Annotated in this window: 6 protein-coding genes; 5 read left to right on the top strand and 1 reads right to left on the bottom strand. The window is 59.6% G+C overall.

Annotated features, from left to right (window positions below; translation table 11 throughout):
* Positions 1-942: 942 nt before the first annotated feature.
* A complete protein-coding gene (locus VFU66_RS06080; RefSeq protein WP_326445348.1) occupies positions 943-2,661 on the bottom strand; it encodes a uroporphyrinogen-III synthase in 1,719 nt (572 codons plus the stop codon).
* A 625-nt stretch (positions 2,662-3,286) separates the two neighbouring features.
* On the opposite strand from VFU66_RS06080, the gene VFU66_RS06075 reads away from it, so the two are divergent.
* The 5 genes from VFU66_RS06075 (at position 3,287) to VFU66_RS06055 (ending at position 12,089) form a co-directional block, all read left to right on the top strand.
* Entirely contained in the window at positions 3,287-5,077 is a 1,791-nt protein-coding gene (locus tag VFU66_RS06075; RefSeq protein ID WP_326445347.1) for a NirA family protein, read from the top strand.
* A gap of 3 nt (positions 5,078-5,080) precedes the next feature.
* Positions 5,081-6,868, top strand: a complete 1,788-nt coding sequence (locus VFU66_RS06070) for a diflavin oxidoreductase (protein WP_326445346.1) — start codon at positions 5,081-5,083, stop codon at positions 6,866-6,868.
* Between the two features lie 221 nt (positions 6,869-7,089).
* Positions 7,090-8,589 carry a DmsC/YnfH family molybdoenzyme membrane anchor subunit gene (locus tag VFU66_RS06065; RefSeq protein ID WP_326445345.1) on the top strand — a complete coding sequence of 500 codons (1,500 nt, stop codon included), beginning with the start codon at positions 7,090-7,092 and terminating at the stop codon, positions 8,587-8,589.
* On the top strand, positions 8,586-10,751 hold the full coding sequence (locus VFU66_RS06060; RefSeq protein ID WP_326445344.1) for a molybdopterin oxidoreductase family protein: 2,166 nt from the start codon (positions 8,586-8,588) through the stop codon (positions 10,749-10,751). Before VFU66_RS06065 ends, VFU66_RS06060 begins: the two co-directional genes overlap by 4 nt.
* A gap of 102 nt (positions 10,752-10,853) precedes the next feature.
* Entirely contained in the window at positions 10,854-12,089 is a 1,236-nt protein-coding gene (locus VFU66_RS06055; RefSeq protein WP_326445343.1) for an MFS transporter, read from the top strand.
* Positions 12,090-12,173: the final 84 nt, after the last annotated feature.

The following is a 12,173-nucleotide window of genomic DNA, read 5'->3' as shown; positions in this document are numbered from 1 at the left end:
GAGGGTGCTGAAAAAGTCATTGGCGAAGAGAAAGGCGTACCTCAGCGGCTAAAGCCGCGCTGATTTTGCGGTACTTGCGGCACGGCTGAAGCCGTGCCCTTAAGCAAAACGGACTTTTTCAGCACCCTCTAAAGCCCCTTGATTTTGCTGGGATTTTCGCAGGGTTAAAGCCCTGCGCTCCCACCGAGAAGCACAAAGCGTGCATTTTCCCGCAGCTTGTGGTCCCACGCTCATCCTTAGGAAGCTCTGATTGAGTATCGAAGGGCCACGGAATGAATCGGCGCAGAAAAGAAATACAGGGATTCTTCGCTGCGCTCAGAATGACGGGTCGAAGATGCGTTCAGGATGACGGGTTGAAGAAAGGTGCTGGAGGGCTTGAGGCCGTCGGGTGTGGGCGCGCTGACGGCAGGCTGTTGGGCGATGAGGCCGGCTGCGCCTAGCGAGAGAAGAGAGAGCGCGAGGATGCGTCGGAGCATGGTTGGAGTGAGGCAGTAAAGCGGGTGAGTGTCTAGTGGTATTTCTTTGGGCGTGCTTGCGGATTTACCACCTTTCGCGATGAGGCTGCGATGGATGGAGTGTCCGCACAGAGGTGCGAAATGGTTCTACCCGGGTGCGGCCTTTGGGGGATGTGTGGGCACGGTATGCGTTGATGCCGGAGCGGGAGAAATACGGGGGGCTCTCCACTGCGGCGGCAAAGGGCGCCGCCTTCGGTCGAGATGACGTGAGTTTGGGTTGGTTTTTTAGAGCATTTCGTAACCCGGGGTGGAACGGAGATTCCCTTTGGGTAATGACAACAAAAAAGCGATTGCAAAAGCGAAACGCAGATTCCCTTCGGGAATGACAACAAATCAGATGACAGCAAATCCTGCGCCTTCCCTTCGGGAATGACAACAAGATGTGGTGGTCACGCCCCTTCAAAGTCATGCCTTCATCAGAGCTTTCTCAGGCGGATTTTTCGGTGGTGTCGGCTTTGGCTTTGCGGAGGTCGTCGCCGAGGAGGATGGCTTCGGCGATCTCGCGCATGGATTTGCGGCGCTGGCGACTTTCAGCCTGCATACGGCGGTAAGCTTCGTCTTCGGTGATGGCGAGGTCGCGCTGGAGGATGCCTTTGGCGCGATCGACCGCCTTGCGGGTTTCCAGTTTGCCGGTGAGCTGCGCGTTTTCGCTTTCGAGGCGCGCTCGCTCGATCTCTGCGCCGACGAGGTAGCCGATGGTGGAGAGCAGGCGCACTTCGTTGGGCGAGTGCTGGTAGGAGAGGCGGTGTTGCAGATTGATGACGCCGACGACCTTGCCGGCGCAGAGGATCGGGGTGCAGAGGATGGCCTCGAAGTGGTCTTCGGGGACGTTTTTGAAGGCTTTGAAACGCGGGTCGTTGGAGGCGTTGGAGGCGATGGCCACGGGCTCGCGGTGCTCGGCGGACCAGCCGGTGACGCCCTGGCCGAGTTTGATGCCGAGGTGATCGACGAGGTCGGCGTGCGGGTTCTGCGAGGCGCGCAGGACGAGCTTTTCGCCTTCGAGCACGTAGATGAAGCAGGAGTCGCAGGGGATGATGGTGGTGACGAAATCGACGATGCGGCCGAGGACGACGTGGAAGGAGTCGGAGCCGGCGATGCGGCTGGAGATCTCGTGGAGGAAGTCGATGGGCATGAGCGCGTCGCGGAAGCCGGCCATGGTGGGCGTGGAGGGGGCAACGCGGCGCACGCGCTGGGTCGCGGGTTTTGCGGCGGCGGCTGCGGATTTTGTGGGCGCAGCAGCAGGTGTCTGAGCGGGCACGGCTGATTTGGCGGGAGCGCGGAGGGCGTCTTTGGCTGCTTCACCGCTGCGTTTCTGGCGGAGGACCTTGGCGGCGTACTGCGCGGCTTCGTTGACGAGGAAGCCCATCTTTGGACGCGAAGGCTCGAAGTCGGGAGTGAGGCCGTAGTGCGCGAGTTCTTCGGAGGTGGTGGGGCCGATGGAGATGACGACCATGGATCGAAGTCCTTCGCGCAGCTCCTGCTGGCTGTTCATGACTTCGGCTACCTGGAAGAGATGGATGATCTGCACGGCGGTCATGAAGAGGACGACATCGACGTTGCCTTTGGCGATGCCGAGCACGCATTCGCGCAGGGGGCGGAGATCTTCAGGAAGCGCCCATTGGTAGACGGGGACTTTGGTGACTTCGCGGCACCGCTCGCTGAGCGCGGAGAGAAACTCGGGGTTGGATGCGCCGTACTCCTGCACGGCGACGCGCATCTCGGCGAGGGAAGCGCCGTATTTGGCTTCGAGGCCCTGCATTATCTCGCGCCAGGTGTTTGGCTCGGCTGCGGTGACGGAGACGGGGACCTTCAACTCTTTGAGCGCGGCCTGCGGCTTTGGCCCGCGCGCGGCGATCTGTACAGCGCGCAGGGCATGAAGGAACTGCTCGCGGTCGAATTTGGTTTCGACGATGTTGAGCAGCGTGCGCACGCCGACGCCGGTGAAGAAGATGACGAGGTCGAAGTTGCCTTTGAGAAGGTTGTCGGCGAAGTCGAGCGCCTGGCGGTTGGATTCGAGAGGGACTTCGCGCATGGCGGGGACGACGAAGGGTTCGCCGCCGTAGGTGCGGATGAGCTTTTCCACCTCAGTGGCGCGGCGCGATTCCAGTGAGAGAACTCTGAGCCCGTCGAAACTCGCGTGTGCCATGGATACCCCCGGTTCCAGTCTGACAGCCGGCTATCGCGTGGTTGCGTGCCGGCCGGAAAGGCCATTCAGAAAAGCAGTTTGCCAATGCTACGTGGCAAAGCGGCGGTGAGTGGTGCAAAGAGAAATGGTGTGACGCCCACTATTTTACAGGCGCGTCGGAGTTGCTCATACGGGGAGTTGGGTCATCCGGTGTGGGACACGTCGGGGTGTCGCGTGGCGGGGAACGGATAACTGGTTTGTAACATAGCGGATTTTGAGAAACAAGAGCGGGAGATGAAAAGTCGTTCTCGGGAGCGAGAAAACCCGGCAATGACGCGGGTTTGGAGTTTTTTGTTGCATGAGCAGCAGTTTCCGGGTTAGTATTGTGTCACCGAAAGCATATTCAAAATATGCCTTTGGTGAAGGGGTTGTTCAAGCACCAGGGTGTGCTGGAGTCAGTCTCCTCCCTTCGAGTACCGATGCTCCGCGAAGAGCCTTGAATCCGCCGCATGTTGCGGTGTTGATTTGGCGGGTCGCGTCGAGCACGAAAACACAATCAGCCAACTCAACTCCATATCTTGCAGCCGTTCAAGGCTAAACGTCACTTTGAGCGATTTTCGACCGCTTGCGGTTGAGGGACATGGACATGATTGCTGAGACTCTCGTCAATTCGACCTTCGGTACGGAGCACTTCACCATGGAGCAGAAGCAGTATCTGCAGGGCTTCTTCGCCGGTGTGGCGCAGAGCAGAGCTGTGCCGTTTGTGGGGCATACTGCTTCGGGGCTGATTACGAACGACAGCTCGCTGGGTCTGCGGAATGAGGCGGCTGCGGAGGAAGAGCTTTACTTCGGGACACCGGTCTCCGATCTGTGCCGCGAGGAGCGATGGAAGTTCGAGCAGAATCCGCTGGATGTGTGGGACAAGTTGCTGGAGCATGCGAACGAAAATAAGGCGCCTGCGGTTGAGGACATCTTTCGCTTCAAGTTCCATGGGCTGTTTTACGTTTCGCCTGCGCAGGACTCGTTCATGCTGCGGATGCGGGTGCCGGGCGGCGTGCTGCGGGCGCATCAGTTACGCGGGCTGGCAGAGTTGAGCGCCGAGTGTGGCTCGGGACACGCGGAGATGACGACGCGCAGCAATTTCCAGATACGCGAGTTTGCGCCGAAGAGCATTGTGCGTGTGTTGAACGCGGTGCAGGCGTTGGGTATGTCGTCGCGTGGGTCGGGCGCGGATAATGTGCGCAACATTACGGCTTCGCCGCTGGCGGGGATCGACCCGAACGAGTTGTACGATGTGGCTCCGCTGGCTGAGGCCCTGAATACGTACATTCTGAACTCGCGCGATATGTATGGGCTGCCGCGCAAGTTCAATGTGGCGTTTGACGGCGGCGGCAGCGTGAGCGTGGTTGCAGATACGAACGATATTGGCTTGGTCGCGGTGCGGGTGGGTGAAGGGCAGGATGTTCCGGCAGGCGTTTACTTCCGCGTGCTGCTGTGCGGTATTACGGGACACCGGCAGTTTGCGAGCGACTGCGGCGTGCTGCTGCGTCCGGACCAGACGGTTGCGGTGGCGGCAGCGATGATTCGCGTGTTTGCGGAGAACGGCGACCGCACTGATCGTAAGAAGGCGCGGCTGAAGTATCTGGTGGATACGTGGGGCGTGGGGCGGTTTCTGGAAGAGACAGAGAAGCGGCTGGCCTTTCCGCTGATTCATCTGGCGGCTTCGTCGTGCGAGCCGCGTCAGGCGGTTGATCGCCAGGGGCATATTGGCGTGCATCCGCAGAGCCAGTCGGGGCTGAACTACATTGGCGTGGTTGCTCCGGTGGGGCGGTTGCAGGTAGCGCAGATGCTGGCGCTTGCTGAGGTTGCCGAGCGATTTGGCACGGGCGAGGTTCGGCTTACGGTTTGGCAGAACATGATTGTTCCGAATGTGGCTGAGGCGAATGTGCAGGCGGCAGTGGATGCGATTCGCGCAGCCGGGCTGGACGTTTCTGCCGGGAGCGTGATGGCGGGCACGGTTGCCTGCACCGGCAATCAAGGCTGCAAGTTCGCAGCCGCCGATACGAAGGCGCACGCAGTGGCGCTGGCGAACTATCTGGATGAGCGGTTCAACATTCTGCAGCCTGTGAACCTGCATGTGACGGGATGTTCGCACTCGTGCGCGCAGCACTACATTGGCGACATCGGCTTGATGGGTGTGAAGGTGGGCGGGGAGGAAGGCTATCAGGTCAATATCGGAGGCGGCTCGGACGGAGACCGGGGGATTGGGCGCGAGTTGATACCGGCCATCAAATTTATCGATCTGCCGGAGACGATGGGGCGCCTGTTTGAGGCGTTCACGAATCAGCGCAGGAGCGATGAGTCGTTTCTTGAGTTTAGCCGCAGGCACAGCGTCGATGAACTGAAGTCCTTTTGTCTTGCAAAGGAGGCTGCGTAGCGTATGTCGATCACTCCATTCATTCCGGAGACGGCCCCGTTTTCTGCTGATCAGCGCGCGTGGCTCAATGGATTTCTTGCGGGGATATTTCCCGATGCTGCTTTGACGGTGGCTCAGCCTGCGGTTGCGGCTGCATCGCTGAAGGTGGCTGTGCTGTATGCGTCGCAGTCGGGCACGGGGGAAGGTCTGGCCAGAAAGGTGGCGAAGGATCTGAAGGCAAAGGGTCACGTTGCCACGGTTGCTTCGCTCGATGCATATACGCCGTCGATGCTGGCGAAGGAAGAGCACGCGATCATGATTGCGAGTACGTATGGTGAAGGCGAGCCGCCGGAGGGTGCGCGACCTTTTTACGATCAGCTTAGTCTGGCGACGGCTCCGCGTCTGGAAAAACTTTCCTACTCGGTCCTTGCGCTTGGCGACAAGACATACGAGCAGTTCTGTCAATTTGGGATCAACCTTGATGCGCGTCTTCAAGCGTTGGGCGCCCGGTGTATCTATCAGCGGGTGGATTGCGACGTCGAACTGGATGAGGACTTCGCGCAGTGGAAGGCTGGATTGTTTTCGCGCCTTGATGACGTTGCTTCCGGCAAGGGCATCCGTGCAGAGGTGAAGCCGGTGGCTGCTGTTGCCTCAAAGGTTGTGGCGATGACGCCGGCCAAGGTGCAGGCGCATTCGCGTGACAATCCGTTTTCTGCTCCGTTGCTTGAGAAGACTGCGCTGACCAGAGATGTTTCGAGCAAGTTGACGCTGCATCTTGCGTTCTCGACCGCTGACTCGAAGCTTCACTACGAGGCGGGCGATGCCTGCGGCGTGATTCCACAGAACGATCCGCGGCTTGTGGGGCAGATTCTTGAGGTCTTGAAGTTTACGGGGAGCGAGAAGGTTGAGCTCGCGCAAGAGGGCGCGGTCACGGTGTTTGAGGCGCTGTTGCGTTCGCTTCAGGTGACTCGGCTGAACCGGAAGATGGTGCAGGCGTATGCCGCGCTGGGCAAGTGTCAGCGACTGCTGGATCTGCTGGTTCCCGAGCAGCAATCGCATCTGGATAAGTACGCGTATGACCGTGGGCTCATCGACCTGCTGTTGGAATATCCGGGCGTGGTGACGGCTCCGCATGAATTGGTTGCAATGCTGCCGAAGCTGACGCCGCGACTTTATTCGATCTCGTCGAGTCCGGCGGCGCACGCGGGAGAGGTTCACACGACGGTGGCTGTGGTTCGGTACAGAGCGCACAACATCGAGAGAGGCGGCGTGTGTTCGACGCTTTTTGCGGACCGTGTCTCCGTCGGCGATGCGTTGCCGATTTATATTCAGCCGAATAAGAAGTTTCGTCTGCCGAAGGAGTCGGACGCGCCGATCATCATGATTGGCCCAGGCACGGGGATCGCACCGTTTCGTGCGTTTCTGCACGAGCGCAGGTCGCTTGGCGCGACGGGCCGCAACTGGCTTTTCTTTGGCGAGCGCAGCGCGGCTACGGATTTTCTTTACGCCGATGAACTTCACTCCATGCTTGCCGACAAGCACCTGACAAGGCTTGACACTGCGTTCTCGCGCGATCAGGAGCACAAGATTTACGTTCAGGACAGGATGCTGGAGCAGGCTTCGGCCTTCTGGGAATGGCTTCAGGACGGAGCCACGATCTATGTCTGCGGCGATGCTTCGCGCATGGCGAAGGATGTCGATGCCGCACTGCACACCATTGTTGAACGCGAGGGGGGCCTCGGCCAGGAAGCCGCAAAGGACTACGTTCAACAGCTCAAAGATGAGCACCGCTACCACCGCGACGTTTACTAGGTTAAGTCCGCGAAGATTCCCTCCGGGGCTAAAGCCCCATTGAATTGAGGGACGTGATGGCGTGGCTGAAGCCACGCTCTTTCAAAACGAAGACTTAATCAGAGGCTCGCTAGAACACACTGAGTGTCACCAACCCTGTACCCGCACGGAACAAGGAGCTACACGTGTCTCTACTTCTCCATGAACGCGCTTTGACGGACGGTTCGGAGGACCTTGTGCGCATGACGATCGGGGAAATGGAGGACTTCCCTGAGGTCCGCGTGGCGAAGTCGCTGATCCCCGTACGCAGTCCGGAAGAGGGCGAGCAGTATCGCTTTCACTTCAACATGACGAAGTGCATCGGCTGCCGCTCGTGCGAGATTGCGTGCAATGAACAGAACGGCAATCCGACGGACATTCGCTGGCGGCGCATGGGAGAGATCGAGGGAGGTACGTATCCCGATACGCTGCGGCACTATCTGTCGATGGGGTGCAACCACTGTCTGGATGCGGATTGCGTGAAGGGCTGCCCGGTGAATGCGTACACGAAGGACCCTGTTACGGGTATTGTGTTGCATTCGGCGGACGCATGTATCGGCTGCCAGTACTGTGTGTGGAACTGTCCATACAGTGTGCCGCAGTTCAATGCGGAGCGCGGCGTGGTTGGCAAATGCGACATGTGCCATGGGCGGCTGGCGGATGGGCGCGAGCCAGCTTGCGTCAACGCCTGTCCGGAGGGCGCGATTGAGATTGAGATTGTTAATTTGGCCGAGTGGCGCGAGAACTATGCGGCGGCGGAGTCTCCGGGGATGCCCGCGGCGGGACACACGATTTCGACGACGCGCATCACGCTGCCTGCGCGATCTGCTGCGGAGCTGGAGCGGGTGGATGCGGGGCGCATACGGCCTGAACATGCACATCTTTCGCTAGTGCTGATGACGACTTTGATTCAGATGGTGACGGGCGCGCTGATTGCCGCGCTGCTTTGGAAGAGGGCCAGCCTGCCGATACTAAGCGTGTTGCTTGGGATCACGATGGTTGCGTTGAATATATCGGTCTTCCATCTTGGACGGCCTGCGTATGCGTGGCGCGCGTTGAAGATGTGGCGCCGTTCGTGGTTGAGCAGGGAAGTGCTTCTGTTCGGGCTCTTCTTCGCGGCGCTTATGTTAGCGACGGCGGCTGCCTGGGGTGCCGGGGAGCGAACGCAACTGATCTTAGGATGGACGGCAGCGGCGTTTGGGCTGGCAGGCACGGTGGCCAGCGCGTTCATCTATCTGGTTCCTGCGCGGCCCGCGTGGAACATGATGCATACGCCGGTGGATTTTGTTCTGAGCGCGGCGCTGATCGGAAGCGCATTTCCGGCGGCACTGATGCGGCTGGCAATACTGACGGGCCATGAGCGTGTGGTGGCAAGTGGTCGCATGCTGGATGCGATTTGGCCTTTGGCGCTTTGTGCAAGTTTGTGGCTTGCGAATCAGGTTGTTCGGTTGGTACGGCTGAATCGGTCGTCTTTGTTTGAGCGACGGGCCAGCGCGGCTTTGCTCAACGTGGAGAAGCTGCGCAATGTTCTGGCGCTCTCGTGGGGGCTGGCGTGCATGTGCGTCGTGCTTGCGCTCGTTGGTTACTGGATTCTGGCTTGCGTTACTGCGATTGGTGCAGTGCTATGCGCGCGCTATCTCTTCTTTGTTTCGGTGGTGCCGCTGAATATGGCTCTTACGTTTGCGCGGGGAGGTGAACGATGAGCGTCTTGATGAAAGCACGGCGGATGATGGGCTTCGATACGCGGAAGGATGAGTATGCCTTCGAGAAGGACGCGAGCGTGGGGCACATCTCCGCGACGCGGGTGGCCGAGACGTGGGTGAAGACGACCTGCGGCTACTGCTCTGTGGGCTGCGGAATGCTGGTTGGTGTGCGAGACGGCAAGGCGGTGACGGCGCGGGGAAATCCTGAGCATCCGGTGAATCGCGGCAAGTTGTGCCCGAAAGGGTTGAGCGAGCACCACATTCTGACTGCTCCCGGACGGGCGAAACAGCCGCTGCTTCGCAAGAACGGAAAGCTGGTTCCGGTTTCGTGGGAGGAGGCGCTCGACACGATGGTGGAGAGGATTGGCGCGGTGCAGAGGAAGTATGGCGACAATGCGCTCGGTGTTGTTGGGACGGGGCAGCTTGTGACCGAGGAGTGTTACACGCTGGGCAAGCTGGTGCAACTTGGTTTCAGGACGCGCAACAACGACGGCAATACGACGCTGTGCATGGCGAGCGCCGTAGCGGGCTACAAGATGTCGTTTGGCAGCGATGGGCCGCCGGGTTCCTACGAAGACATGGAGACGGCGGATGTGGTGCTTCTGATTGGCTCGAACATCGCGGATAACCATCCGATTCTGTGCCAGCGGCTGGAGCGCAACGAGAGCCGTACGCTGATCGTGGTCGATCCGCGTGTGACGAAGACGGCCATGATGGCGGACGTTCATCTGCCGGTGAAGCCGCGCAGCGACATCGCGTTGATTAACGGGATTGCTCATATTCTCATCCGCGAAGGTCTGATTGACCGGGACTACATTGAGCAGCACACGTCCGGGTACGACGAGTTTGCGGAGTTTGTCTCGACGTTCACGCCCCGGCACGTGGCGAAGATTACCGGGCTGAGCGAGGCAAAGATTGAGGAAGTTGCGCTGCTTTACGGCAGAGCGAAGGCAGCGTTTATCGGCTGGACGATGGGCGTCAATCACTCGACGCAAGGAGCCGTGACGGTGACGGCCATCAATAATCTTGCGCTGATGACGGGAAATATCGGCAGGGTGGGGGCGTCACCGTTCTCGATTACAGGCCAGTGTAATGCGATGGGCACGCGCGAGGCTGGCTTTACTTCGGGGTTGCCGGGATATCGCAAGTTTGAGAATCCGCAAGACCGCGAAGATCTGGCGCGAATCTGGAACGTTGATGTTGATCGCATTCCTACGGCGCGCGGGCTTGCGTATCCGGACATCATTGAAGGCGCGGTGACGGGGAAGATTAAGGCGCTGTGGTTCATTGCGACCAACCCGGTGGTGTCGTTTCCGAACTACTCGGTGCTGGAGCAGGCGCTACGAAGTGTGGAGTTTCTGGTGGTGCAGGATGGGTTTTATCCAACACCGACAGCCGAGTTTGCAGACCTTGTTTTGCCGGCTGCGATCTGGGGCGAGAAAGAAGGGACGTTCACCAATTCGGAGCGGCGGGTGAACAAGGTGAACCGCATTGTCGCTCCGCCTGGTGAGGCGCGTGCCGATTTCGACATCTTTCTGGATATTGCGGGGCGCCTGGGTGTGCGCGAAGAACTCTTTGCGGGATGGTCTACGACACGCGATGCCTTCAACGAGTGGCGGCGTGTTTCGGCAGGGAGGATGTGCGATTACAGCGGGCTTTCGTGGGAGCAGATCGAAGAGCAGGGCGGCATTCAGTGGGGCGGCAAGAGGCTCTATGAAGATGGCGTCTTCAACACGCCGGACGGAAGGGCTCGTCTGTACAGCGTGCCGTGGGAACCGTTTCTGGAGCAGCCGAACTCGGAGTACAGCTTCGTTCTGAATACGGGCCGGACGGTTGAGCACTGGCACACGCGCACGAAGACCTCGCAGGTGGCGATGCTGGAGAGTATGGTGCCGAATGCGTGGCTGGAGATGAATCCGGCGGACGCGGCGCGGCTTGATCTGAGGTCGCACGATCGCGTGACGGTGATTTCGCGCCGAAGCAGCGTGAAAGACATTGAGCTGCGGATTACGGGGATTGTTGCGCCGGGGCAGGTGTTTATGCCGTTCCACTTTGCCGAGTCCAATTCGAACCTGGTGACGCTTGGCGCGTTCGATCCGATCTCGCGCGAACCGAACTTCAAGCAGTGCGCGGTGCGGGTCGAAAGATCCGTTGCACGATAGGTTCTGGTTGTCGAGGTATCTCTGTGGATGGCCAAGCTGCTGCTCGGAATGAATGAACTCCAGGCTCTCGTATTGTTCGATTCAAACTCAGAGGAGATCGCGATGACAGGTTTCAAGACGTTTATGAAGTCGGGGCATCCGCCTACGCTGCTGGCTGCGTTTCTGTATTTTGATTTTTGCTTTGCAGTGTGGGTGCTGAATGGAGCGCTCGGGCCGTTTATCTCCGAGCAGTTTCATCTGACTCAGGGGCAGATTGGCCTGATGGTGTCGGTTCCGACGCTTGCAGGTGCGCTGATGCGTTTTCCGCTGGGCGTGCTCTCGCAGTACATCGGTAGAAAGAGTGCGGCGATTGTGGAGATGTCGGCGATCATTCTGGCGCTGGTATACGGCTGCTTCTTTGTGAAGACGTACCATGACGTGCTTGCGATGGGTGTGCTGCTGGGCATTGCAGGCGCGAGCTTTGGGATTGCGTTGTCGCTGGGTTCGGGCTGGTTTCCGGCAAAGTACAAGGGGCTTGCCATGGGTATTGCGGGAGCGGGGAACAGCGGTACGGCGCTGGCCGCGCTGTTTGCTCCGCGCCTGGCTGTGCGTTTTGGATGGCAGCATGTGTATGGAGCGGCAGCGATTGCAATGCTGCTGCCGCTTACGGTGATGATCGCGTTTGCGAAGGAGCCGGAGGACGCGGAGCGGCAGAGTTTTGCTGAGCATATTCAGTGTCTCTGGGAGCGGGACGGGTGGGTCTTCAATATGATCTACGTCGTCACGTTTGGAGGCTTTATTGGACTGGCGACGTATCTGCCCTCGTTTTATTTTGTGCAGTTTCACGTTTCGAAGGTGGAGGCGGGGAGCCTGGCGGTGCTGGCGACTGTGACCGGGAGTGCGACGAGGATCGTGGGCGGATGGTTGGCGGACAGTATTGGCGGGGTACGGGCGTTGACGATTGCGTTCGTGATGGCGATTGCAGGGTTGGCGGGCCTGGTGGCGGCGCCGATGTCTCTGCTTGCGACGACGCTACTGCTGATGGTGTGTTTTGCAGCGTTGGGCGCGGGCAATGGGGCAACCTTTCAACTTGTGCCGCTGCGTTGGCCATTGACGACGGCGGTTGCGGGCGGCATGATTGGCGAGGTTGGGGCGCTGGGCGGTTCGATTGTGCCTAACCTGCTCGGACAGTCGAAGCAGCATACGGGATCGTATGCTGCGGGTTTCGTGATCTTTGCGTGTCTGGCCTGCGCTGTTCTTGCGCTGATGCGCGCGGAGGCGAGGGGTTGGGCCGGGTCGTGGGTGGGAGCGGATGGAAAGGCTCTGACGCCGAAGGTCGAGGGTGAGATTGTTGTGTGATAGCTTTCGGTAGGCCCCAGTGAGCGAGTGGAACGGCTGGTCTTCCTGTTTTCCAGACGGCGTCGGTGTTTCACCAGTGAACTG

The organism is Edaphobacter sp. (assembly GCF_035763405.1).
In the GTDB taxonomy this organism is placed as follows: domain Bacteria; phylum Acidobacteriota; class Terriglobia; order Terriglobales; family Acidobacteriaceae; genus Edaphobacter.
The sequence above is the reverse complement of the archived record's forward strand: the minus strand, read 5'-3'. Positions and strand labels throughout refer to the sequence as shown.